This is a genomic window from Cobetia sp. 5-25-4-2 (assembly GCF_013374075.1).
In the GTDB taxonomy this organism is placed as follows: Bacteria; Pseudomonadota; Gammaproteobacteria; order Pseudomonadales; family Halomonadaceae; genus Cobetia; species Cobetia marina.
Genome location: NZ_BLWK01000011.1, coordinates 16,075 through 40,029, shown reverse-complemented (window position 1 = coordinate 40,029; position 23,955 = coordinate 16,075). Strand labels below are relative to the sequence as shown.

General features: G+C 54.7%; 21 protein-coding genes. 6 read left to right on the top strand and 15 right to left on the bottom strand.

Annotated features, from left to right (window positions below; all coding sequences use genetic code 11):
- Nucleotides 1-9 precede the first annotated feature (9 nt).
- Genes HXS65_RS16790 through HXS65_RS16780 form a run of 3 tightly spaced genes read left to right on the top strand, consistent with a single transcriptional unit; the run spans nt 10 to nt 3,588 of the window.
- The gene (locus HXS65_RS16790; protein WP_176494449.1) at nt 10-945 is read left to right on the top strand and encodes a YncE family protein; all 936 of its coding nucleotides are present in this window, start codon (nt 10-12) and stop codon (nt 943-945) included.
- 43 nt (nt 946-988) lie between these two features.
- Nucleotides 989-2,005 (top strand): amidohydrolase, encoded by a 1,017-nt coding sequence (locus HXS65_RS16785; protein WP_176494448.1) that lies wholly within the window; start codon nt 989-991, stop codon nt 2,003-2,005.
- On the top strand, nt 2,002-3,588 hold the full coding sequence (locus HXS65_RS16780; RefSeq protein ID WP_176494447.1) for an aldehyde dehydrogenase (NADP(+)): 1,587 nt from the start codon (nt 2,002-2,004) through the stop codon (nt 3,586-3,588). Before HXS65_RS16785 ends, HXS65_RS16780 begins: the two co-directional genes overlap by 4 nt.
- Before the next feature lie 98 nt (nt 3,589-3,686).
- Here HXS65_RS16780 and HXS65_RS16775 read toward each other — a convergent pair whose 3' ends face one another.
- The 8 genes from HXS65_RS16775 to HXS65_RS16740 form a co-directional block, all read right to left on the bottom strand.
- Nucleotides 3,687-4,970: a hypothetical protein gene (locus tag HXS65_RS16775; RefSeq protein WP_176494446.1), complete on the bottom strand. Its 1,284-nt coding sequence runs from the start codon at nt 4,968-4,970 to the stop codon at nt 3,687-3,689.
- Nucleotides 4,971-4,988: 18 nt separating this feature from the next.
- Nucleotides 4,989-6,338, bottom strand: coding sequence for an undecaprenyl-phosphate glucose phosphotransferase (locus HXS65_RS16770; RefSeq protein WP_176494445.1), 1,350 nt, complete (start codon nt 6,336-6,338; stop codon nt 4,989-4,991).
- A 55-nt stretch (nt 6,339-6,393) separates the two neighbouring features.
- Nucleotides 6,394-6,888 carry an adenylyltransferase/cytidyltransferase family protein gene (locus tag HXS65_RS16765; RefSeq protein ID WP_084208297.1) on the bottom strand — a complete coding sequence of 165 codons (495 nt, stop codon included), beginning with the start codon at nt 6,886-6,888 and terminating at the stop codon, nt 6,394-6,396.
- An 89-nt stretch (nt 6,889-6,977) separates the two neighbouring features.
- The gene (locus tag HXS65_RS16760) at nt 6,978-8,918 is read right to left on the bottom strand and encodes a CDP-glycerol glycerophosphotransferase family protein (protein ID WP_176494444.1); all 1,941 of its coding nucleotides are present in this window, start codon (nt 8,916-8,918) and stop codon (nt 6,978-6,980) included.
- A gap of 134 nt (nt 8,919-9,052) precedes the next feature.
- Entirely contained in the window at nt 9,053-9,820 is a 768-nt protein-coding gene (locus HXS65_RS16755) for a hypothetical protein (protein ID WP_176494443.1), read from the bottom strand.
- A 16-nt stretch (nt 9,821-9,836) separates the two neighbouring features.
- Nucleotides 9,837-11,282 carry a CDP-glycerol glycerophosphotransferase family protein gene (locus HXS65_RS16750; RefSeq protein WP_176494442.1) on the bottom strand — a complete coding sequence of 482 codons (1,446 nt, stop codon included), beginning with the start codon at nt 11,280-11,282 and terminating at the stop codon, nt 9,837-9,839.
- 839 nt (nt 11,283-12,121) lie between these two features.
- Entirely contained in the window at nt 12,122-13,441 is a 1,320-nt protein-coding gene (locus HXS65_RS16745; RefSeq protein ID WP_176494441.1) for an O-antigen ligase, read from the bottom strand.
- 605 nt (nt 13,442-14,046) lie between these two features.
- Nucleotides 14,047-14,289, bottom strand: a complete 243-nt coding sequence (locus HXS65_RS16740) for a hypothetical protein (protein WP_255304541.1) — start codon at nt 14,287-14,289, stop codon at nt 14,047-14,049.
- 195 nt (nt 14,290-14,484) lie between these two features.
- On the opposite strand from HXS65_RS16740, the gene HXS65_RS16735 reads away from it, so the two are divergent.
- On the top strand, nt 14,485-14,676 hold the full coding sequence (locus HXS65_RS16735) for a hypothetical protein (RefSeq protein WP_176494439.1): 192 nt from the start codon (nt 14,485-14,487) through the stop codon (nt 14,674-14,676).
- A gap of 171 nt (nt 14,677-14,847) precedes the next feature.
- Here the strand turns inward: HXS65_RS16735 and HXS65_RS16730 are convergent, their stop codons facing one another.
- From HXS65_RS16730 to HXS65_RS16705, 6 genes are all read right to left on the bottom strand, one after another.
- A complete protein-coding gene (locus tag HXS65_RS16730) occupies nt 14,848-16,131 on the bottom strand; it encodes a TRAP transporter large permease (protein ID WP_084208291.1) in 1,284 nt (427 codons plus the stop codon).
- Nucleotides 16,128-16,757, bottom strand: a complete 630-nt coding sequence (locus HXS65_RS16725) for a TRAP transporter small permease (protein ID WP_084208290.1) — start codon at nt 16,755-16,757, stop codon at nt 16,128-16,130. Before HXS65_RS16725 ends, HXS65_RS16730 begins: the two co-directional genes overlap by 4 nt.
- A gap of 3 nt (nt 16,758-16,760) precedes the next feature.
- On the bottom strand, nt 16,761-17,735 hold the full coding sequence (locus HXS65_RS16720) for a TRAP transporter substrate-binding protein (RefSeq protein ID WP_176494438.1): 975 nt from the start codon (nt 17,733-17,735) through the stop codon (nt 16,761-16,763).
- A 414-nt stretch (nt 17,736-18,149) separates the two neighbouring features.
- Nucleotides 18,150-19,049, bottom strand: coding sequence for a GTP cyclohydrolase FolE2 (gene folE2, locus HXS65_RS16715; RefSeq protein WP_176494437.1), 900 nt, complete (start codon nt 19,047-19,049; stop codon nt 18,150-18,152).
- A gap of 140 nt (nt 19,050-19,189) precedes the next feature.
- Complete coding sequence (locus HXS65_RS16710; protein ID WP_176494436.1) at nt 19,190-19,618, bottom strand: DUF4440 domain-containing protein; 429 nt, start codon at nt 19,616-19,618, stop codon at nt 19,190-19,192.
- Between the two features lie 92 nt (nt 19,619-19,710).
- The gene (locus HXS65_RS16705; RefSeq protein WP_176494435.1) at nt 19,711-20,784 is read right to left on the bottom strand and encodes a zinc ABC transporter substrate-binding protein; all 1,074 of its coding nucleotides are present in this window, start codon (nt 20,782-20,784) and stop codon (nt 19,711-19,713) included.
- 132 nt (nt 20,785-20,916) lie between these two features.
- Here HXS65_RS16705 and HXS65_RS16700 point away from each other — a divergent pair, with 132 nt between their 5' ends.
- Together HXS65_RS16700 and HXS65_RS16695 are read left to right on the top strand one after the other, a co-directional pair.
- Nucleotides 20,917-21,705, top strand: a complete 789-nt coding sequence (locus tag HXS65_RS16700) for a metal ABC transporter ATP-binding protein (RefSeq protein WP_176494434.1) — start codon at nt 20,917-20,919, stop codon at nt 21,703-21,705.
- A complete protein-coding gene (locus HXS65_RS16695; RefSeq protein ID WP_176494433.1) occupies nt 21,705-22,547 on the top strand; it encodes a metal ABC transporter permease in 843 nt (280 codons plus the stop codon). Before HXS65_RS16700 ends, HXS65_RS16695 begins: the two co-directional genes overlap by 1 nt.
- A gap of 79 nt (nt 22,548-22,626) precedes the next feature.
- On the opposite strand, the gene zigA is transcribed toward HXS65_RS16695, so the two are convergent.
- The gene (gene zigA / locus HXS65_RS16690) at nt 22,627-23,871 is read right to left on the bottom strand and encodes a zinc metallochaperone GTPase ZigA (RefSeq protein WP_176494432.1); all 1,245 of its coding nucleotides are present in this window, start codon (nt 23,869-23,871) and stop codon (nt 22,627-22,629) included.
- Nucleotides 23,872-23,955: the final 84 nt, after the last annotated feature.

The window sequence follows — 23,955 nt, the reverse complement described above, 5'->3', positions numbered from 1 at the left end:
AGAAATGTCATGTCCCGAGATGCTCTGCTGCTCAACCAGAAATGCGCACACACCCTGAGCCTTTACGACGCCACCAGCGGCGAGGAGCTCAACCATCTGCGCCTGCCGGACTACCCGCATGAGTTCGTGGTGGATTCCACCGGCCGCTACGCCTTCGTGGGCCACTACGGCATCCTCGGTGCCGACTGCATCGGCGATCAGGGCGGCTGCTCGGTGTTCGTGGTCGATCTCGAGACCTTCACGCTGGTCAACACGCTCAGCACCTGGCCGTACTACCGCATCCATGGGCTGGGCATCGATGAGCAGGATCGTCTGTATGCGATGAGCGAGGGCCACAACACCCTCCTGATGTTCAACACGCCCCTGACCCAGTCCACGCCGGACCTGGCCGTGTCCTCCGGGGGCTACAAGACCCACCTGTTCGCGCTCACCAAGGCAGGCGACTGGGCCTACGGCATCAACCTGCTCAGCAACACCATCACCAAGTTCAAGCCGCACGATGCCACCTTCGCGCCCATCGCGATGATTCCGGGCCGCAAGCCGGAGGGCAACAGCCTGTCCGCCGATGGCCGCACCCTGTTCATCAGCAATCGCGATGATGACAGCATCGTGGCGGTGGATACCGAATCGATGACCGTGCGCGCCTCGGCGACCACGGGACGTGACCCCAATCGCATCTACCGTGACCCCAGGGGCCGCCTGATCACCACCAACTACGGCGAAAGCTCGCTGTCATTGTTCGATGAAACGCTGGCACCGCTGGGCACCATCCAGCTTGAGGCGATTCCCATCGCGATGAGCTTCCATCCGGATGGCGAGCAGGCCTTTGTCTCGCTCAAGGGGGATCGCATCGCGGTGCTGGATCTGGAGAGCGGTCAGGTACACCGAAGCTTCGCGACGCGCGCCGAGCCGGACGTGTCTTGCTTGCTGGTGCGTGACCACTGAATCAGTGGGCACTTGATACTTCTTGCCAGGACACGAGCCAGTCATGACAGATACCCCAATACAGCGCGAACCTTCACAAAGCCAGCCGCTGATCGATGCGCACCACCATCTCTGGGCGCTGGATGGCCAGGTGGCGTATCCCTGGCTGGAAGACTCGCCGGTGGAGAACTTCTTTCTCGGCGACTATGCCGCGATTCGCCAGCCCTTTCAGGTCACGGATCTCAAGCGTCTGGTGCCTGAGGGCTTCGAGCTGGTCGGCAGCGTGCATTGTGAAGCCGAAGCGTCACGCCCACAGGCTGAGAAAGAGACGCGCTGGATTACCGAGCAAGCAGCCATTCATGGCCTGCCGAGTGCGCATGTCGGCTGGGCGGCCTTTGGTACTCCTGCGTGCGCCGCACAGCTGGACGCGCAATGTGACTCAGCGCTGTTTCGTGGCGTGCGTGCCAAGCCGGTCACCGCCGCCACACCTCAGACCCGCCAGTCGGTAACGGGAGCCAGCGGCAGTCTGCAGGACCCACGCTGGTGCGAGGGACTGGCGCTGCTCAAAGCGCGTGACCTGAGCTGGGACCTGCGCGTGCCCGCCTGGCATCTCGAAGAGGCAGCCACGACGCTTCAGGACTACCCCGGCTTGCGCGTCATTCTCAATCACAGCGGCCTGCCGTGGGATCGCACGCCGGAAGGCCTCGCCCAGTGGCGCGCAGGCATGCGGGCGCTTTCTGAGAACCCGAATGTCGCCGTCAAGCTCTCGGAACTGGGCACACCCTGGCATGCCTGGGATACCAGCGCCAATCACGAACTGCTCTGCAATGTATTGGACATCTTCGGCCCACGTCGTTGTCTGTTCGCCAGCAACTTCCCGGTCTCCGGACTCAAGGTCAGCTATGGCGACTGGCTATCACTGGTGACCGGTGCCATTGCGCAGACGGCGTCTCACGACCAACGCCAGATCGCGTTCGACCAGGTTCTGCACGACAACGCCATTCACTGGTATCGGCTGCCAATTGCCGCTATCACCCACGATGCCAGACCCACCCAACATGCCAGACAGGAGGCACCATGACACTCAACGGCCATCAGCTCATCGGACAGCGCAGCTTTGCCGCCAAGGGCGAGGCGATCCACGCCATCAATCCGGCCACCGGAGAGCGCCTGGCGCCCGGCTACCCGGGGGCCAATGCAGGGGATGTGGAAGACGCCTGCCGACTGGCCGGCCAGGCCTTTGATGCCTATCGCGCCACGACGCCTGAAGAAAGAGCCCTCTTCCTCGAGACCATCGCCGAGGAGATCGAGGCACTCGGTGAGATCCTGACCCAGCGCGGAATGCAGGAAACCGGCCTGCCTGAGGCACGCCTTAACGGTGAACGCGGTCGCACCTGCGGCCAGCTCAAGCTGTTCGCCAGGGTGCTGCGTCGCGGTGAGTGGCAGGATGTGCGCGTCGATCCTGCACTGCCGGAGCGCACTCCCCTGCCGCGGGCAGACCTGCGCCAGCGTCAGATCCCGCTTGGCCCGGTCGCCGTCTTCGGTGCCAGCAACTTCCCATTGGCCTTCTCGGTGGCCGGCGGCGATACCGCCTCCGCACTGGCCGCAGGCTGTCCGGTCGTGGTCAAGGGACACTCGGCCCACCCGGGCACCTCGGAACTGGTCGGTCAGGCCGTCGCGCGCGCCGCCCGGCGTTGTCAGATGCCGGAAGGCGTCTTCTCGTTGCTGTTCGGCCCGGGCAATGAGGTCGGTCAGGCACTGGTCAAGCATCCCGAGATCCAGGCGGTCGGCTTTACCGGCTCGCGCAGTGGGGGCACCGCCCTGCTGACGCTTGCCCAATCGCGTCCGCAGCCGATTCCGGTCTACGCCGAGATGAGCAGCATCAATCCGGTCATCCTGATGCCAGCGGCCCTGGAAGCCCGCGCCGAATTGCTGGGTGAGGCCTTCGTCGGCTCGCTCAACATGGGCGCCGGGCAGTTCTGCACCAACCCGGGACTGGTATTGGCAGTGAAAGGCGCAGCGCTGGAACGCTTCAAGCAGGCGGCCATCCCTGCCATCCAGGCAAGCCCAGTGCAGACCATGCTGACACCCGGCATCCACAAGGCCTATGCCCAAGGCGTCGCGAGCCTGTCCGAACAGCCAGGCATCACCTGTCTGGCCAGCGGTGAAAGCGACTCCCCCGTCGCCAGCCCGTGTCAGACACAGCTGTTCAGCACCCAGGCGAGTGACTTTCTTGCCAATGAGGCCATGCAGGCGGAAGTCTTCGGCTCAAGTTCGCTGATCGTCGAATGCGAGGATCTCGCTCAGCTCAAGCAGGTCTGCAGTGCACTCGAAGGCCAGCTGACCGCCACGCTGCATCTCGATGAAGCAGATCACACCGCGGCCTGCCACTTGCTACCAGTGCTGGAGCGTCGTGCAGGCCGCATCCTGGTGAATGGCTGGCCGACAGGGGTCGAAGTCTGTGACGCCATGGTGCATGGCGGCCCCTGGCCCGCCACCTCCGACAGCCGCACCACCTCGGTCGGCACCGCCGCCATTCACCGCTTCCTGCGTCCGGTCTGCTATCAGGACCTGCCGGATGCCCTGCTCCCGCCGGAGCTCAAGCACGATGCGCCCTCCGACATCAGCCGCTTGGTGGATGGGATGCGCCAGGTCATGAGATGACAAACAAAAAAGCCCGCCAATTTGGCGGGCTTCTGTCATTCATATCCTTGATACCGTCAGCATTCCCACGATGCGAGAAGCCGAATCTTCGCGATCCTCTAACAATAACGATAGACACCGTCTTGCTTGAGGATCATCCCATCGCTTTCCAGTGCAGAGAGGTATTGACGTGCCTTCTCGACATCACCGTCAAGCAGATAGCGATAAATGACCTTGCTCAAGTACGTGATTGAACGCGCAGTTCGAGAATAACGGATATTGGGAGGATCAATACTACAATCGAAACGCGTCACGGGGGTACGCCAATCGCCATAGTTCTCAGTCAAGTAACGATCAGCATCCGCGGCACCTTTGACTACCTGACTGCCCAAGGTGTAGTCAGTCAACGAAAACTCCGAGTTGTCCCACCGGTGGATAGCGGAGCCATGCCAGACGACGCTCCCCTCTTGCACATGAACAAAAAGGTCAGCGACAAGGCCGGTATGGTGCACGAGCTTGACAAGTATCGGCTGAGTCAATCTGGAATATCGCACGGCACGCTCGGATACGACTTCCCGGAAAGTACAATAACTTTCTGACTTTATGAACCAGGTATTGTTGGATCCAGCAACAGCATCTCGAAGTTGCTTGATATCAAAGTCCTTGGCGTCGACACCGATATCAATATCGTAGTCATGTCCCAGGAAATCCTGTTCTCTCACGGCTCCAAGAAGCGTGCCACTGATGACATACCAGGGCCACTCAAGGCTACCCATCAAACTATCGCAATCCTTGATCGTGCGATAGGCATCATTCTTGTCAAACGACTGCGCTGACTTCTGGAACTTATGCGCCACGACAGGCGCTGCTGTCGGATTGTCCATGTCAGCGCTGATGATCGACAATGCATGATTGACGCTGGCGCAGAAAGATTTGTCATATTGCCAGAGTGAGTCTTGCGGAGAGATGACCAGACTGCTGGTAGACGTATCACGATCATTATCACACTCTGAGAAATCGGCTTTTTCCAGCTTCCCACCATGCAGATCAGCCTGCCAGATATGGCGTTCAAAGTCAGTGATGCGCCGGTTGTCAGCCAACCAGGCAATGAGGCAGTCGGCCGCCTTGGTAGACATTTCTTCAGAAATATCGAAAAAGAAATCAGACCTGGTCGACACTGGCAGCCACCCGGTATGCGCAAACCAGATGCCTCGCCGCACGACGATTTTCAGTCCATTGCTTCGCGATGCGAGCTTGATACTGTCTGCCGCTACGGCCAGAGGCGCACCCAGCATCCACACACCAATGCCGGATAACAAGGCCAAAGGATAACGAAGTAATGGGTGGCGTGGTTTATTCAAAAACCGTAGAAGCCGATAGGATTTTTCGACTTCGATATTCATTTCACTTTCACCAATGTTTCAGTACGCATGTTTATGGATCAAACCCTTGAAGAGAGTCAGCATGATGATACGTAAGTCCAGCCATAATGACCAATGCTCTACATACCACAGGTCGCATTCAATTCGCTTGGCCAGGTCCGTATCGCCTCGCCAACCATTGATCTGTGCCCAGCCCGTGATACCGGCCTTGACCATGTGCTTTTGCATATAACCAGGAATTTCGTGACGAAGTTTTTCGACGAAGATCGTGCGTTCCGGACGCGGCCCCACGATTGACATGTCACCTTTGAGCACGTTGAGGAACTGCGGCAACTCATCCAGGCTGGTCTTGCGAAGGAACCTGCCCACAAGGGTAGTTCGTTTCGCCTGGGCATTTCCCCACTGCACCCCACCCTTTTCACTGTCGACTGGCATCGAGCGGAATTTCAGCATCTTGAAAGGCTTTCCGTTCAGCCCGACCCTTTCTTGGGTATAGAACACCGGGCCCGCAGAGGTACATTTCACCAATAGCGCGATAAGCGCCAATAAAGGTGACAGCAGAATCACGATGATCAATGACAGCAGGCGATCCTCGATCCACTTGAGAAGCTTTGCGCCCAGCGACATGCGACTGCAACTCAGATCAAGCATGAACAGACCGGCAACATCTGATACATCATGGTTGATAAGGCGGAAATCACGCATATCGGGCATATAACGCACATTGCAGGTCGTCAGGCTCAACTCTGACTGGATATCACGAACCAGGTTACCTTGCGTCAATGGGAGACAGATCCAGACTTCCTGCTCCTGATGGACGATCTGTTGGTCAGGCTGGTAGCGCTCTGGCTCGATCGCGCTCCACCCCCAATACTCAATCCCCCCAGTCAAGATGACTCGTTCTACATCAAATCCTGCTGTCGGGATCTTGGCTAGCTGACGCACAGCACCAACACAGGTCAAGGCATCACCAATCAAGAGGACACTTTTGCGATTCTTGCCCTTGGCTCGCAAATGATTGAGAACAGGATAAGCAATCGCACGTATCAGGATGGAGTAGGTCGTAGCACTTACCATCCAGTAACCAACCCACAGCCGGGAGAACTTGTCGCCTGTCTTGGTCATGAACATGACCAGCGCCAACAGCCCTCCCAACATCATGTATCCGGCCATGATCTGGAATACCAGACGGAAGCGGACTTGTCCTCTCCAGGAACGATAGATATTGAAATGCGGCAATACCAGAAGAGCTAATATCCCCCCCAGCAACATGCCCCAACCATATCTCTCGGAAACATCCAGTCCCCCAAAATGGAACCAGTGTGCACTGAACCCTGCCAGAAAGATAATACAGAAATCGACCAGGCGTACCAATTCAGTGGTATACATGGTATAGCCACTCAAGACGCGATTTTGAACTTTCATAGCGTTTGTAACATCATCATTATTCAAGATCTCTACGGAGCAATTCCAAGACTTCGAAAGCCTTGATGAGATCTTCATGAGGAATTGACAAGAACCGCTTCAGTGAGCGTTTCAGATCCGTCGTGGATATATCCTTGGTGCGCTCCATATACAGCACTTCACAATATTCCTGCAGGAAGTCGAACTCCCCTTTCCAATCTTCCCCTATTGCGAAAGTATCGACATTATATTCCTTGACGTCGCGTACTTTTTGCTCCCAGTCGTTTTCAGGAATCACGAGATCTACACAATCGATCGCTTCCACGATCTTGGCACGCTGATCGTAGGGAATCAGTGTCTTCTTGCCTTTCAGCAAGTTGAACTCATCAGTTGACACACCGACTATCAGACGATCACCTCTCTCACTGAGACGCTTCAGGAGATTGAGATGCCCGATATGGAACATATCAAACGTGCCATAGGTAATAACCGTTTTCACACTCTCATGTGAAATATCTATTGGGTTATGCTTCATCTAATATAACCTCATCATAGCTTAACCCTATTCAGGCATTATCAAGGTGGAAGCTAATATCCATTCACCCTTATCACATCTGCTTGATATCAAATAATCTTGAGTGAAGTAAGGGCACTAAACAGCCTATCGATATTGTTGCCATCGCTAAACTGATTGATCTCTTTATATCTAAACTCGTGTTCAGTAGTTCGTACATAGGAAAGGTTTATTTTATTGTTAGATATCGCACTATCGATAATTTCATTAAGCCCCTCAATAGAATAACTTCTATAACCGATATATTCATGTTCCTGCGGTACCAAAGGGCCTGTTTCGCGTTCATAATCTACAATATCTGGTTGAAAGAAAATTACACCTGCGCCGCGGTAAAATGAATTATAGCAGACTGAGGAATAGTCAGTGATTAGTAGCTTAGTATCTTTCAGGGCATCAGAAATTTTACCCACCCATAGCTGATCCTTTAAATCTGTGCGACATAAAGCATCATATACTTTCGGATGAGCAACTACTCGAATATTGAGTGCAGGTAACTTTGCTTTTAGCAGATGAGCGACTGCAACAGTATTACGGTAATAACTTGTCGCCGTGAAATCATTCAAATGCTCTTCATATGGTTTCCAAGTCAACATGATAGTCACAACATCATCAGTAAGATCGTTGATACTTGAATACTCAACATCATCAAATGCAGGCATACCAACATTCAATAATCTATCTTCAGGAAGGCGCAACATTTCTGAGACGACTTTTTTTTCTTTTTCACTACTCACTACCATATAAGCTGGCTCTGCTTCTCTATTTTTCGCGTAAACCCCCTTTCTATCGTGGTTCTTCAAATATGTAATTCCATGCTGCAAGAAGACAAACGGTGTTGTTATCAACTTTCTTCTTACATACTTGTTATTACTTCTCAATAAATTTACGTGAGCCGGAGCTTCAGTAGAGATAAAATAATTTGCTCTAAACAAGTGCCAGTAATAGCTATAAGAATACTTCTTCAATACCTTGTCATTATGTTTGATATCAGCATAATCATCTGACTCTTCGTCAATGACATAGTAATTCTTGGAATTTTTACTGTTTGTTGTTTTGCAGAAAAGATTATAAGCACCCTCCTCTGCTTTACAAGCATATTTCTCAAAGTAGATATTATGATTCACATCACTAATGGACCTGGAAAATCTGCCCATATGATACAGCAAGAAGCTAATTGGTCTCGATTCGAATAACCTGAATTTGAAATCATCCTCAATTGCATTTTTTTGGCGTCTTACCAGGGTCGGTGTCCCATTATAAGTACGTCTAAAGTGGACTGCAAAATTTTCAGTGTAGCATGTTGAAACAGGCACACTGTACAATCTTCTGTTTTTTTGTTTATGTATCTTTAGGGTCTGTGAAGGATAGACTGCAGTGTCACCGTCAATATCGAGTGCCATTTTAACTTGGCTATTGATAGGTGGCTCTCCACCTTTCAATAAACTTGGCATTCCAAATTTGGCTATCTTCACCAAACTCAACAATTTAAGCTTGGATTTTACAAATGACTTCCCAACCGGAATCTCCACAGGAAGTACATTATTATCGTCAAGATAGATTCTTGTATTCGAAATATTCAAATTGTATGGGTTTGAAATAAATGCAACGTAAGTCAACGCGACCTTATTCTTACTTACATATAGATTTAGAATCTTAAACTTGACCTTCACAAACTGCTTTAATGGGTGATTACCTTTATTGGCTTTTCTCAGGCAACTCAATGAGTGCTTGTTGGAATAAACGATCAAGATCTCATCAGTAGCAGGCAGCTCCTGTACCAATAATATCTTATTCATCTCATTTTGCTTCAGTCGAACCTTGAATGCTATCTTATCAACCCCCAACAGTTTATCTATATTCAAGGATATAAACCTTGAGTGAGTTCGATCGCTTATGACCAAAACATTACTGTCATAGGTCGCAACAATAATGTCTTCAATATCGTCCATTGCAGAAGCGGGAGAGGATACAGTATACGATACCTGGTTCATTACTTATTCCAGTATGTGAAACTTGACGCTAGAAATGACGTTGCCATCTTATAAAAGATGGTGGCACAATTCGGCTTAACCACTTGCGTTTTTTGATTTAGTTTAGTCGAGATATAATCGCCGATATGAATTATTCATCTCATATTTGAACCTAATAAATCAACATCGATATACATCAACTCTATACAGTAACGCTGAAGTGCTTGGAATAGCATTCGTGATATCAGTAATACGTAAATTGCTACGATTACTCCCATCCCCAAGTACATCACCTGAGTTAGGATGACAACAAATACCAATATAAAATTTGCAGAAGTAGCATATTCTATACATTGCTTCCGATGCAATTTGAAGTAATGAGTCCTGTCAGTATCTTTCATGAATATCGCTATCTTGAACATAGCAGCTATCGTGATTATCATCATCAATAGCAGTATTAATGCAGTAGAGATACTTACCATTAACACCAGCAACATGGATAACGAAATCAAAATGAATTCAGATGCTGCTTTTCCGATGTGTCCATGCATTTTTTTAAGTTTGTTAGCTTTTTTATCTTTAAATGGAATAGCACTATTTTCAATGAAGATAGATTGACTATAGTCGAGGCTTCTTCGACTTATTACCCCACATACTATATACATGATATAGACAATAGGAACAAGGCAGGAAAAAATTACAACAGCTTCGTTCAAACCAAAGTCAAATGGCAATATTTGTATGTAGCTTGGCTTAACATCCGATGAGACCAAGATTAGTATCTTCAATGGTAGGAAAAAAGCAGCCAGTTGAAACAGCCTGGATGTTGCTAAAAAGAATGCACCACCGATAAAGGAAGGAGACTCTTTATTTATTAACGACCATGTTGCAAGCATTATCTTGAAATGAGTAAAAAAATTCATCGCGACAACATCCATACTATAGTAGTGACTTGAACATACTCAAAGGATCATCTGTCCGATCACCCAAGGAAGAAACTCTCAACCTCTGTCTTGATGCTTGGAGTGGATCTTCTCTTTCAATCAGTTGTATGACATCTACAATATTACTTTCAACATTCACAAGGCTAGCTGCCGCAGCAGAAGGATACTCTGAATGCAATTGTTCAAAATCAAGTGATTGGGTATTACAAAGAATGATAGGTTTCCCTGTAACAAGATATTCATTCAATACGCTTGAAATATCACACACCAATATATCGCTTGAGTTCATTGCACAATGCAGTGAGTTATTTTCATCCAGCACTTCAACACCATGATCTTCGCACAACTTCAGGATCTTGCTTAACCAATACTTATGAGTACTGCTTATACTACCAGTATAAGGATGAGGCTTGAATATCAGTGAAAAACCATCATGCTCTATAATTTCTTTACATAACTTGTAACCTAATTCTCCAATGGAGCTGTAATCAACTTTCTTGACATGCCCTTCCCAAGTAGGAGCATACAGAATAGTGTTTATTCTATTTATCTCCTTTTGATATTTCAGTGCCATTTCCGCTTGAGGACGTCCAACATGTAACACCTGCCCTTCTCTCAGCGGAAGCCCTGCAGCTCTCAAACGCTCTTCCGAGAGAGGGCCAGCCACAAACAGATAATCATAGGCCATCAGCAATTTGCTTTGGTTAACGGCTTTATCACTCTCACCATGGTTGATGAAAATATGATCCAGGTGGTGATAACGCAAGGCTTGTACGTTTTTCATTGTATTGGCGGGATATAATACTTTCTTTACGGAGGTAGCCCCCCTCAATATGGCCTCAAGATCGATCTGTGTTCTAGCTGTTACTGTAAGAATATTCGTAGGCAGCATCCCTGAGAAAATATCAGCCTCACGAAGTATGATAATCACTGGCTGATCCAGCTTTTCCAATACAGGAAGCCATTGGTTGATTTGATATGCGACCCCCTTCATTCCAGTTACGTACACGGCGACGGTCGGACGCTCTGTCTCGAGCACCTTCACGGCATGCGCTCTTATCTTTTTTCTATTGAATAATTTGAGGATGATCGGCCATGCGGCAATCAGCGAAGTCACGATATATAGTAGTACTATAGGGAGTACATATAAACCCAGTTGACTTGTCAATAACGGTACAAGTGAGGCAGCAAAATTGATTTTCTGCCCGTATTTACCAACAGGGTTTTCATTGGAAGTCACTTTGACTTCCAAGCCAGACAGATAATACTCTAGCTTTGCTGATTTTCCCGTCAGGAATTGCAATCCGCATACTAGTGCAAATACGGCTATCGTGAATGAAGTAACAGAACCGATTACCATACTACCAACCAGAAGCGAAATAACGGAAAATACGACTGGCAATAATTTATGCTTACCTATCTTGCGCAAGATGCCTTTCATAACGTCTCGGGTCTCTGTTTATTTAGGCACGCTACCGCCCCAGGATTTTGGGGCAATTCCTGAGGCCAGACGACAAACAGGGCGCCGTAGTGAGAGCACGGTGCCCTGTTGGATAAAATAGCGAGGTTTTTATTGAAATCTTCATGGATTATACATATTTTCGTCATATTTGGCTAGATTCAGGGCAATGAAGCCCATCTTCCTGCAGGTGCTAGATCAAGAAAACATCGGATAATCATCACCTTAGTGTGCATCGTAGGCATGAAGCGACCAAGGGATCGACAGAAACGGTGCTGTTCTTGTGAAATGCACCCGACACCGGATGGGACAGAGCAGACTCGCAAGCATCAGATCATGTTAATTATTTATCATGAGAGCGGCTCTCAATACGATAGTAATGCGTCTCAGTCGTCAGATATTTTCTGGCTTTCATCTCCCACCTTCTATCTTGGTCAGTAATTGATCGCTTCCATCGAATGCCACTCCCCAGCTCCTGTTTTCACTGAATTGTTCATTTGCATTACTCCAACACTCACTGTATTTATCTATCGATGCAACAGTGGAGGAAAGTCGAAAGTCTAGAGGATATCACCAGATGGTGATGCATAGCAGATCGTGTCTATCTGATGACCGCTTGAGATACCTCAAATCAGAAACCCGGAGCATTATTCATAAATATTTCAATGATGCACCGTATCAGAAACATGGACTCACTCGTCCCCTTTCAGCTTACTGGCACCTCTTGCTCATATTAGGTGACATTCAATAATCTTGTATTCAAAAATAAAGCGCGCCAGAATTTTCTGACACGCTTTATTCATACTTCTTTACAGATTCGATTACGCAGTCTGGTGACTCAAACGCCAACGCCAATAATGCGTGATCAAACCACCGACAATCAGATTATGGACAAACAGGCCTGTCGGGAATGAATTATAGGATTCAAAGTTACTGATTATCATCCAATAGATGAAGAACATCAGGCCGAAGCAGGCAATGTCATCAGGCATCGCATTACCCCGCCACGCGAGCCAGGTGGCACGGCCAATCCAGAATGCCAATAGAGACATCGCGACAAGTCCAACAATTCCATATTCGACCCAGGTTTCAAGGAAGTAATTATGCAGGTGGCCATATTTTGCCAGTACCCAATCTGGCAGCCAGGTCGTTTCCGACATGACCAACTGACGCCCTTCAGGTCCCCACCCTGTCATCGGGCGTTCCGCAATCCACTGGCTCGCCGCGATCCAGCTATTGATACGAATGCCGATGCTTGTATAAGGAACTTCCGTGATTTCGCCATCTACCAACTGAGATATCACACTGCTCTCTTTATGGAAGCGATGATTGAGAGAGTCTCCCAGTGTAGAGACCAGTACCCCTGCCCCGATTACGATGGATAATGAAATTGTGACGAGATACTTTGTCAAATGTCTGGTTCTACCCTCCAGTACGGACTTGATAACCCAGAGTATCAGACCGATGCCACTTGCAATCGTTGCACTGAGCCAGACGGCTCTTGTCTGACCAACGGCGATGCCAGTCACCACCATCACCATCGCCAGGCACCAAAGCGCTATTCTCAAATACCGCGCGTTACCGTCGCTCCAAAAGCGACGAGCAAAACAGAGCAAACCCAATAGCGAAACCCCAAACAACATGGATGCATGCTGGTTATTACGGATTCCGAATCCCACTCTTTCCCCAGTAAACCCGGTGAGCCATCCGTCGTCACCTGGTGCAAACAGCGTCGTGATCAAGACCCCGCCGACTGCCAGTCCCCATACGATGAGAGTATTTCGTGTACTTCCGTTCAACCACCAGGCCACACTGATGAAGATAAACAATTTAGCCAGATCCTGGAGTCTGGGATCATCTATCGCCCATTTCGGGTACTGCCATAATCCCAGGCTCCAGGAAAACAATTGTACGCAGAGAAACCCCAGCAATAATAAGAGGGGGGCCTTGCGCAAGCCTTTACCGTATACGCAGAATGCGACAAGCCCCGAAAATGCCAGGACCCGTTCCATCACTTCTTGAGTATTCGGCAAGACAAATTGTAAAGCGGCATATAATAATAACGATATGACGCCTATATAAGCCAGCCAACGAGCTCCGAGACGATCATCAATCGAATACCAACACTTTACAGGTTGCATAATGACTCTACTTATCCAAGGTGTCTTTATCACACTGGGGTTTATCTTGGGGATATCAAAGAGTCTTGTCTCTATGCGATCTAGATAGACTCTATTCAAGCTGAGTTATCGAATGACGAACTCTGGACGCGAAATTTTACACAGTCTTTCCTGCCACCACAATGAAGACCGCTCAAAGGAGGAGACGCCACCCACTTTTTGAGTAGTGAAACAGGAGGTTGCCATTAGTCAAGCCATCGCAAGGCCCTGCTTGCCCATCATCGGGTCAGCCTCCCCGGAATCTGTCAACATAGTTGGCAAAATGAAGCAGGCCTACAGACTCGACGACGCCACGCACAATATTATCTGTGTCATGACTACGCTGGGGGTCCACATGACAAAGATAACTTATGATCACTGGGATGATACGTTAAATCACTCTCTGTTACAGAAGGCTCATCTCATCTGTTGAGCGATAACAGGTCAAGGATTGAGCTCATCCCTGAGACAAGAACTCCAGGGAGCGATGATGTCTGAATGCGTCACCACTGCGACGACACTTCGGCAACTAATCCGATGTCCGTCATTCGACTTTGCGTCTTGAGCTCTGATTCTGACCTTGGTTGTCAGTATCCGCCATCCACTGACTTGATATTGCCCACCCTGGCGATCAGCCAATCCCTGAACAGTCGCGCGGAGGCCGGTAACGGTCGATGAGGGCCGTGGGCAAGATGCTCAGCGAGGCCAATGATCGCGCGATGGTCTGTGACGCGCACCAGCTCGCCCTTTGCGATGGCGTCTCCTGCCATGAAATCCCAGGCCAGACCGGTGCCGGCGCCTCGCTGAATGGCGGCATGCATTGCCAGCACGCTGACGGTGTCAGGGTGCTGTCGCGCGCAGGCGTCGCCGTCTTATAGCCGCGAATACTGCCGCTGGTGCTGTCATCAGAGCGCTGGTGGGCTTTCGGTTCCGCAGTCGTCTTCATGTCGGTGGGCGGTTCGTGGATTGCCAATGCCTTGTGAAACTCCTCCGCCCAGCGGTTGCCGGTCTCCGTGGGTGGGCAGATGACCGTCTTCGAGACCTGCTGTGTGTTGCTCTACGGATACCTGCTGGCATGGCAATGGCCGCAGACCAACGAAGTATTGGGCATGCTGCTGATGCCTGGAGGTGCCACCTGGATTCTCCGTGCCGAACAGCATGTGTCCGGCCCCCGCCAGATAGCACAAGGCGTGCCGGTTGCTGGACCGGAAAAGTGAAATCCCCCGCTTGATGCAGCGTGGATTGCCTGAGGGGCATGCACCTCGGGGTTCGCTTGCTGGCTTCAGACACGCCAAGACCGCCTCAAAGGGCGGCCTTGGCGTGTCTGGTGAGCAGTCTCCATCACTGCCCTACTTATCTACCTACCTCTCTACCTATCAATCAAACACTCACCCATAGAAGTGCTCGACAAGGCTCATGGGAATCGCCGGCACGTAGGTGACCAGCATCAGCACCAGGAAGAGCACGAAGATCATCGGCAGATTGACCTTGGTGGTTTCCCACATGTCCGTTCTGGCAATCGAGCAGGAGGTCGCCAGCACCGAGGCGACGGGGGGTGTCTGCTGACCGATGGCGAGGTTGAGCGTCAGAATCAGGCCGAAGTGGATGGGATCGATCCCGATCTGCTGGATCAGCGGCATCACGATCGGCACGACCAGGATGATGGCCGCTGCACCATGCAGGAACATCCCCAGCAACAGCAGCAGGATATTGAGCAACGCCAGCACCGCCACCGGGTCCGTGGTCAGTGAAGTGATTTCCTGCGCCAGTTGCTGCGGCAGCTGCATCTCGGTCAAAAACAGTCCCAGGACGGCTGAGGTCGCGACCAGCAGCATGACGACGGACGTCTGGATCACGCCATCAATCACCGCCCGATACAGCACCTGCAGATTCAACTCGCGATAGACCAGTCCACCGATGACCAGCGCCGCCAGCACGGCGATGCCCGCCCCTTCCGTGGCGGTCACGAAGCCGCCGAAGATTCCGCCCAGGATGATGACCGGCAACGTCAGCGCCCAGAAGGCTTCCCGGAACGCCTTGCCAAGCGCCGACAGCGAGAAGGCAGCCTCACGCGGCATGTCGTACTTGCGGGCATAGTAGTAGCAGAGCACTGCCAGGCCGAATCCCCCCAACAGGCCCGGAATGATTCCCGCCACGAACAGTTTGACGATGGAGGTATCCGCGATGGCGCCATACAGGATCATCGACAGCGACGGCGGAATGATGATCGCCAATGATGCGGAGGATGACGTGATGGCCGCCGAGAACTCTGGCGTGTACTTGCGCTTCTTCATCTCTGGAATCAACACCGACCCCGTGGCTGCCACGTCCGCGACAGCTGAGCCGGAAATCTCGGCAAAGAACAGTGACACCCCGACATTGACCATGGCCAGGCCACCGCGCACGAACCCCACCATCGCCGTGACGAGATTGATCAGCCGCATGGAGATGCCTGACGTGTTCATCAGCGCACCGGCGAGGATGAACAGCGGAATCGCGATCAGTGGAAACTTGGTCGCGCCATTGAAGAGCGTCAGCGGCACGTTCACCAGCGCGTCCACGCCCATGAAGATCACCACACCCACGACCCCCACCGTGCCGATGGCAACCGCGATGGGAACGTTGATCAGCACCAGTGCGAACAGGGCCGCGATAATGATCAGTAGCGTCATGAGCGGTGCTCCTTGAGGTCTTCCTCGGCCAGGCGGATGGCTTCCGCGATCTCTTCCTCTTCGCTGTTGACGCCTTCACACATCTTGCGCCATGCGTGGGGCAGGCTCAGCAGCTCACACACGATGAAGAGTGCCGCACTGAGCGGGATCACCGACTGGGTGACATCCAGGCCAATGCTCGGCAAGGCGATCAAGGCATCCCAGGCCAGCACGTCCAGCACCTGATACCCGAACCAGCCCACCACGGCAAAGAATCCGATCACGATTAGCTCAGAGGTAATGAACAGCGTGCTGCGCAGTGCGATGGGCGCCTTGGTGATCAAGCCGGGAAAGCCCATGTGCGAACGCTTCAAGGCCGCGAGACAAGCGCCATAGAAGCTGAGCCAGGCCAGATTGATCGAGGCGACCTCGTCATACCACGGCAAGGAGCCACCGAAGGTACGCAAGGCCACTGCCGCCAGCACGATCACCGTCAGCGACAACAGCAGGCTGACGGTAAATACCTCAAGGCAGCGTTCTACCACACGGTTGATCCTGTCCAGCACTGTCAAGTCAGCCTTGGGCGTCAGTCCTTCCCCACTCTCGGTGGGGAAGGTTGCCTTGGCCGCATGGGAATGCGAGCTCATGACTTACTCCTTGGCCAGTGCCATGGCCCGGTCAACCAGCGCCTGGCCGCCATCGACCTTGTCGGAGAACGCCTGATAGACCGGCGCACTTGCGGTGACGAAGGCATCCCGGTCCACCTCGTTGACGGCCATGCCACCCGCCTTGAGGCTTGCCAGCAGCTTGTCATCAAGCTCCGCACCCTTGGCTAAGGCCCAGCTCTGAGTCTCGGCGGAGACTTCGGCAATCGCTGCCTTCACGTCCTCGGGCATCTTGTTCCAGCCGGCCTGACTGCTGGTCAACCAGATGGGCGAATAGACATGATTGGAGAGTGACAGGTACTTCTGCACCTCCTGGAACTTGGCGCCATCGATGTTGGACAGCGGGTTCTCCTGACCATCGACGACCCCGGTCTGCAGCGCCACAAAGACTTCCGAGAAGGCCATCGGTGTCGGGTTGGCGCCCCAGGCGTTGAACATGCCGGTCCGCCACTCGCTCTGTGGGGTACGCAGCTTCAGCCCGTCCAGGTCTTCTGGCGCAACGATCGGATGCTCGTTGTTGGTGATCTGACGGAAGCCGTTCTCCCAGGTGGAGACCAGCTTGAGGCCCTTGGACTTGGCATCCTCGGCCAGATCCGTCATCACGATCGCGTCATCGATGCGCTTGAGGTGCTCGCGGTCCTTGACCATGAACGGCATGTCGAACAGGGCGAAGCTTGGTGACACGGACGACATCACCGAGGAAATCGCGGCCAGGTCGACCGTACCCAGGCGCAGCTTCTGGATCAGCTGGCGCTCATCCCCCAGCTGCCCACTGTGGTAGTACTCGACCTGATGCTCATCGCCGAGCCGGGCTTGCAGGCTATCGGCGAAGTACTGTGCGGTCTGGCCCTGCAGACTGTTGGGACTTCCCCCGATGGCAAACACGATCTTCTCGGCATGCGCGGTCGTGGTACACAAGGCGGCGGCTAACAGCGTGGCGGCAAGCATGACTCGCTTCATTGTCGAATCCCTTTGATTGTTCTGATTATGGGTATGGACGTATCGCGTCTGGCATGACGCTTGAGGACGGTGAGCGTGTGCTGGCGACGGAGCTTCGAGCGCTTCACGCGCAAGAGCCGCCTCCCTCAAGTGGACTGCAAACCATACCAGATAGAGCAGAACTTAGACGCCTTCCGACTCAAGGGTCAATCCAATTGGCGCAGAAATAGACCTTTGTCTAGACAAATACGCAATATATCGCTCTACACCATAACATCTGGCCTGTTTTGCAAACCACATGATGCCTGATGGCGGCGCCCCAGACGCGAAGGCCCCACCGGCATCGCCGGCAGGGCCTGGACAGATCAGGACATCAACCTCGATGTCTCTTCAGCGGGGCCATTAGCTGGCACTCACCATGGCGCAGGGGGTTTCTTACGCACCACCTCCCCAGGCCACGGCATCATGGGGGTGAAGGCTCTCGATATGCCGCACATGGACATGCGCCTCACCCTGTGAGACCGCCAGGCCATTGATCAAGCGGCGCGCGGCGTCCTCGACGAACATCAGATTCTGACCATTGAGCGCGGCAAACGCCTGCTCATCGGCGCGTTTCACGGCCGTCTGGACGGGCGTCGCCACGGCCTGCTCGATGGCATCGATCAGCGCGATCAGTCCCAGATCTTCGGCTTCAGGCTTGAGCGTGACCCGGACAATCGCTTCACTGCGCTGGCTGTGGGGCGTGGCCAGGGTGGCATGGTGGGTGAGCCACTCGGCGACCTGCTCAGGCGGCAGCGCGGCGTCATTGCGGTGAGCCTCCAGGAATGCCTGCTCGATCAGCTGACGCGACAGGGCCGCCGAGCAGGGACAGGTGGAGGAATAGCCCACCGTGACACTGGCCTGCAGCGTGAACCTGCCCTCGTGCAGACTGGCCTCCAGCGTGACGGGATACGACTTCCATCCGTAGAGTGCCGGCGTGACTAGCGCCGGACGCTTCACCAGCAGTGCGAACGCCATCTTCACGCGGGCATTGCGCGAGGCGCAGTCATGATGGCTCTCCACCATTGCAGCGAGCACATTCCGCAGACTGCCGGGGGTCAGCGCCTTGCCCTCCGCCAGCCCATCCAGCAGACGGTAGAGGCGCGACATGTGAATGCCCTTGGTGTGCGACATCGGCAGGTCGACCTGCGCATCCACGCGGGCATGCAATTCACGGCGGTAATCGCCCTCCTCGATGAGCACGGGCAGATCAATGCCCTGCATGCCCACCCATTCCAGGGGGCTCAGGGAACGGGAGCGCTCGGTCAGGGAAACGTCGGGGAGTATTGCGGTCATTCGTCAGATATCCAGAGCGGCTCTCATCAGTGCCGCCTCCCTCACGCCGGTGGGAGGCAGGCACTGAGTTCCGCCGAAGTGTGGGGGAGTGTCAGGAGAGGTGATGAACAGAGCGCGGACGGCTCGCCGTCAGCGCAGGATCATCCCGCCAGTCGCGAGGAGTGATGGCCGGTGATCCTCCATTCGCCGCGGATCTCCTCGAAGGTGAACAGAAAGCGGGCCGGAATCGTGACCGTCTCGTCAGCGACGCGATACTCGAAGGTGTAATGCCCGCCGATCACCACGGTGCCCAGCTTGCGACTGACCCGTGGCGAGTACTCACCCAGCTCGCAGGCCAGCGCCTCATTGGCGAGAAAACCATCGAAATAGGCCTGCCGCTGCTGGCGATTCTCACGCACATCATCGGCGACCGTCGGCACCAGAATCGCATCCTCGGCATACAGCGAGAGAAGCGTTTCCTTTTCCCCACGCGTGACGGCGATCGCCCAGCGTTCGAGCGTGCGCGTTGCGGCATTGATGCAGAATTCAGCGTCACGTTCCGTCAATGGAGGGGACGTCGGATGGGGCATGCAGTGGCTCTCCCTTGAGGATGGTGCTCTTGAGGATATGGAAGGAAAGACGGGGATCTGCCGGCCTCCCCGTCCTGATGTCACGTGATCGCTCAGGCGTCGGCGCACCGCAGGATGCCCTGCCCCAGGCGCTCGATCAGCTGCGGATAGAGTGTCTCGCCCAGCGGCAGCCCGACCCCCAGCGGCTCGAAGACGATGGAGGTCTTGACGCCGGTCCCCTCGAAGACACTCTCGATCAACGCCGGGTTGTACTGTGGCTCACGGAAGACGCACTGGATGTTGTCCCGCGCCACACGCGCCTGGATCTCCTTGACGCGCGCCGGGCTGGGCGTGGAGGCATCCCCCAGCGAGATGGCACCGGACGCGGGGGCATCGAAGCGGTGCTCGAAGTACTGGTAGGCATCATGGAAGACGATGTAGCGAGTGCCCTGCACCTGTGCCAGACGCGCTGACAGTGACTCTGTCATGGCGTCGAGCTCCCGCTGGCCCGTCTGGGCATTCCTGCGATAGGTCGCAGCATGCTCCGGGTCCTGCGCTGCCAGCGATTCCGCGATCGCCGCCAGCCAGAGACGCGCATTCATCGGGTCCAGCCAGCCATGCGGGTTCATGCCAGCGTGGGCATGCTCATGGTGCTCGTCATGGCCGTCGTGATGCTCGTCGTGCTCCGCATGGGCTTCGTGACCGCCATCATGATGCTCGTCATGGTCACCGTGCTCTTCATGATCACCATCGTGATGCTCTTCGTGATCGCCATGCACTTCATCATGTTCAAAAGACACCTCATCATCATGATGATGCGCTTCGAAGGTGGCGCCCTCGCGATAGCGCAGATGAAGGGTGCCGGGCACTTCCATCAGCTCGAGGGTGTCGGCATCCGCGGCCAGCGACGCACGCGCCTTGGAAAGCCAGGGCGTCAGCTCATCACTGACGAAGAACACGATATCCGCGTCGGCCAGTGACCTGGCCTCCGAGATCCGCATGGAATAGCCATGCGGCGAGGCTCCAGGCTGGATGACAAGCTCGGGACTGCCCAGCTCCCCCATGACGCGCGAGACCAGTGAATGCACCGGCGGGATGTCCACCGCGACGGAGGGCACCTCCGCCATGGCCACGGCGGGCAGCATCAATACTGGCAGCGAGAGGAAAGGCAGCAACCGATTGCACATGACGGTTCTCCAGAAGATGCGATGACACGGAAGGAAGTTCGGAGACGCTACCGCCTCGACTAAATATGTTATAACATAACACTTACGACCACTGAACCGTCAACATTGTCATTCTTCAAGGGCCCGCTCCCCATGCCGCTGTTATCGATCGAGAACCTCTGCGTCACCCTCGGCAAGCACCGCATTCTCGAGGAGATCGAGCTACAGGTGGAACGCGGTGAAATCGTTACCCTCGTAGGCCCCAATGGGTCCGGCAAGTCCACGCTGCTTCGCAGCATCATCGGGTCCATTGCTCCGTCGCACGGTCGGATACAACGAGAGCCGGGGCTCAAGATCGGCTATGTCCCTCAACGTCTGAGCCTTGACCCGACGCTGCCGATGACGGTGGAACGCTTCCTGAACCTGCCACATCGACACTCGCTGGATGCCGTGGCGCATGCCCTCCTGCAGGCCGGCATTCCCGGTGCCGAGGTTCAGCAGATCGCCAGTCTCTCCGGTGGTCAGTTCCAGCGAATTCTGCTGGCCCGTGCACTGCTGGATTCGCCTGATCTCCTGCTGCTGGATGAGGCGACCCAAGGCCTGGATCACCGAGGCATCGCGGATTTCTATCGTCAGATCGACCGTGTCCGTCACACCCTCGGCTGCGGAGTGCTGATGGTCAGCCACGAACTGCATGTGGTGATGCGCGCCTCGGACCGCGTCGTCTGCCTGCATGGGCACGTCTGCTGCCAGGGCACGCCAGAGCGCGTCATGGCCTCACCGGCCTATCAGGATCTGTTCGGACTCGACACTGCTGACGCCCTCGCCTTCTACCGACATGACCATCGACACAGCCACACGGCGCCGCCAATGGATGACAGGGTGCCGCCAGCACAGCCCCTCACGACACCCGCGACACCGATCACAGAGAGATTGCACTGATGCTGGACAATGTCATGGACGATTTCATGGTCCGCGCCGCTCTGGCTGGCATTGCCGTCGCGCTTGCGGCAGCGCCCCTGGGCTGTTTCGTCGTCTGGCGGCGCATGGCCTATTTCGGTGATGCCACGGCCCACGCCGCGATTCTCGGGGTGGCGCTGTCACTGTTGATGTCCACCTCGATACTGGCAGGCGTGCTCGCCGTCTCACTGATCATGGCGACATTGGTGACCCTGCTGAGCGGACGCGGCTATGCCATGGACACCCTGCTTGGCGTCATGGCGCACTCCGCGCTCGCCTTCGGGCTGGTCGCCGTCTCCTTCCTGCCTGGCGTACGGATCGACCTGATGGCCTATCTGTTCGGCGATATCCTGGCCGTCAGCAAGACGGATCTTGCGATCATCGCCACTGGCGGCCTGCTGGTCCTCGGGCTGCTTCGCTGGCGCTGGTCAGCCCTGCTCACTGCGACACTCAATGAAGACCTGGCGCGCGCCAGCGGCATCAACCCGCGACGCGAGCAGCTGGTGCTGACACTGTCGCTGGCCGTGGTGGTCGCGGTCGCCCTGAAGGTGGTCGGGGCGCTTCTGATCACCGCGCTGCTGATCATTCCAGCGGCCACGGCACGCCGCTTCTGCCACACCCCAGAACTCATGGCGGTTACCGCTGCCATCATCGGCGGGATTTCCACCACGGGCGGTCTGCAGGCAGCCTACTGGCTGGATACGCCCACCGGCCCGACCATCGTGTGTCTCGCCGCCCTGCTGTTTGCCCTGAGCAGCGTATCGGCCCGTCTTGTCCGCCATGGCTCACAGGCCGGCAGCGAAACCTCTGCGCGCGTCAAGTAATGACAACGCCCCACTGACCAATGATCAGTGGGGCGTTGTCATGGGGCGCGAGAGTCATCGGTCACTATCTGCCCATCACTCATTCCCAGGCGGGGAACGGGTCCGGCAGGTCACGCCAGGCTTCCTTGCCCGCCAGCAGCGTAGCGTCATCGAGCAGACAGTCATCCAGCGCCTGACGGATACGGGCTTCCTCCAGGTTCTGGCCGATGAACACCAGCTCCTGGCGCATGTCGCCGAAGGGCTCCTGCCATTTCTCCTGAATCGACGCCAGATACTCGGGGTCTTCAGGCCATTCGACCTTCGGTACCGCCTTCCAGAACATGCCGCCGAATCCGTAGTGGGCGATGCCACCGGCCTGGTTCCACTGCCCCGCGAACTGCGGGCGCGTGGCCAGCCAGAAGAAGCCCTTGGAGCGCAGCAGCTTGCCACCGAACCAGTCCCCGTGGAGCAGCTGATGGAATTTCTCGGGATGGAACGGCACGCGCGCATGGTAGGAGAAGCTCGAGATGCCGTACTCCTCGGTCTCCGGCACGTGCTCGCCGCGCATCTCCTTCAGCCAGCCCGGTGCCTGCTGTGCACGATCAAAACTGAAGCGACCGGTATCCAGCACCTTGGAAAGCGGCACGGCGCCCTGCGCCATGGGCAGAATCTCGGCCTCCGGGTTGAGCGAGCGCAGCACGGCCGTCAGCTCATCCAGCTGGGTTGCCTCGATCATGTCCGTCTTGCTGATCAGCAGCACATCACAGAATTCGATCTGGTCAACCAGCAGGTCGGCGACATTGCGCTCATCGTCCTCGCCGAGGCTTTCCCCGGCTTCGGCCAGTGACTGCGCCTCGCGATACTGAGCAAGGAAATTGGCACCATCCACGACGGTCACCATGGTGTCGAGACGCGCGACATCCGAGAGGCACTGGCCGTCTTCATCCTCGAAGGTGAAGGTTTCCGCCACTGGCAGCGGCTCGGAAATGCCGGTGGATTCGATCACCAGGCAATCAAAGCGCCCTTCCTCGGCCAATCGTCGTACCTCGATGAGCAGGTCCTCGCGCAGCGTGCAGCAGATGCAGCCATTGCTCATCTCCACCAGCTGCTCCTCGGCGCGATTGAGCGCCACCTCGCTGCCTGTGCCGGGTGCGCCACGCAACATGGCGGCGTCGATGTTGACCTCGCTCATGTCATTGACGATCACCGCCACCCGCCGCCCTTCACGGTTGGTCAGGATGTGGTTGAGCAGCGTCGTCTTGCCAGCGCCCAGGAAGCCGGAAAGTACGGTTACAGGCAGCGCCGGCGGCAAGTCAGGAGAGCGAGCCGGTGTCAGGGTTGTCATCAGTCATAGCCTCGAATTCAGGGTGGTTACCACGCCGCATCCAAGGGGGTCATGATCCCGATGACAGCCTTGTCGTCATGAGAC

Excerpts from the sequence above, each read along its gene's own strand:
- HXS65_RS16735 (WP_176494439.1), top strand. The coding sequence starts at position 14,485 with ATGACCGTCTTCGAGACCTGCTGTGTGTTGCTCTACGGATACCTGCTG.
- HXS65_RS16775 (WP_176494446.1), bottom strand. The coding sequence starts at position 4,970 with ATGAATATCGAAGTCGAAAAATCCTATCGGCTTCTACGGTTTTTGAAT.
- HXS65_RS16730 (WP_084208291.1), bottom strand. The coding sequence starts at position 16,131 with ATGACGCTACTGATCATTATCGCGGCCCTGTTCGCACTGGTGCTGATC.
- HXS65_RS16710 (WP_176494436.1), bottom strand. The coding sequence starts at position 19,618 with ATGCCCCATCCGACGTCCCCTCCATTGACGGAACGTGACGCTGAATTC.
- HXS65_RS16720 (WP_176494438.1), bottom strand. The coding sequence starts at position 17,735 with ATGAAGCGAGTCATGCTTGCCGCCACGCTGTTAGCCGCCGCCTTGTGT.
- HXS65_RS16770 (WP_176494445.1), bottom strand. The coding sequence starts at position 6,338 with ATGTATACCACTGAATTGGTACGCCTGGTCGATTTCTGTATTATCTTT.
- HXS65_RS16785 (WP_176494448.1), top strand. The coding sequence starts at position 989 with ATGACAGATACCCCAATACAGCGCGAACCTTCACAAAGCCAGCCGCTG.
- HXS65_RS16780 (WP_176494447.1), top strand. The coding sequence starts at position 2,002 with ATGACACTCAACGGCCATCAGCTCATCGGACAGCGCAGCTTTGCCGCC.
- zigA (WP_176494432.1), bottom strand. The coding sequence starts at position 23,871 with ATGACAACCCTGACACCGGCTCGCTCTCCTGACTTGCCGCCGGCGCTG.
- HXS65_RS16705 (WP_176494435.1), bottom strand. The coding sequence starts at position 20,784 with ATGTGCAATCGGTTGCTGCCTTTCCTCTCGCTGCCAGTATTGATGCTG.
- HXS65_RS16790 (WP_176494449.1), top strand. The coding sequence starts at position 10 with ATGTCCCGAGATGCTCTGCTGCTCAACCAGAAATGCGCACACACCCTG.
- folE2 (WP_176494437.1), bottom strand. The coding sequence starts at position 19,049 with ATGACCGCAATACTCCCCGACGTTTCCCTGACCGAGCGCTCCCGTTCC.
- HXS65_RS16750 (WP_176494442.1), bottom strand. The coding sequence starts at position 11,282 with ATGAAAGGCATCTTGCGCAAGATAGGTAAGCATAAATTATTGCCAGTC.
- HXS65_RS16700 (WP_176494434.1), top strand. The coding sequence starts at position 20,917 with ATGCCGCTGTTATCGATCGAGAACCTCTGCGTCACCCTCGGCAAGCAC.
- HXS65_RS16755 (WP_176494443.1), bottom strand. The coding sequence starts at position 9,820 with ATGAATTTTTTTACTCATTTCAAGATAATGCTTGCAACATGGTCGTTA.
- HXS65_RS16760 (WP_176494444.1), bottom strand. The coding sequence starts at position 8,918 with ATGAACCAGGTATCGTATACTGTATCCTCTCCCGCTTCTGCAATGGAC.
- HXS65_RS16745 (WP_176494441.1), bottom strand. The coding sequence starts at position 13,441 with ATGCAACCTGTAAAGTGTTGGTATTCGATTGATGATCGTCTCGGAGCT.
- HXS65_RS16695 (WP_176494433.1), top strand. The coding sequence starts at position 21,705 with ATGCTGGACAATGTCATGGACGATTTCATGGTCCGCGCCGCTCTGGCT.
- HXS65_RS16725 (WP_084208290.1), bottom strand. The coding sequence starts at position 16,757 with ATGAGCTCGCATTCCCATGCGGCCAAGGCAACCTTCCCCACCGAGAGT.
- HXS65_RS16765 (WP_084208297.1), bottom strand. The coding sequence starts at position 6,888 with ATGAAGCATAACCCAATAGATATTTCACATGAGAGTGTGAAAACGGTT.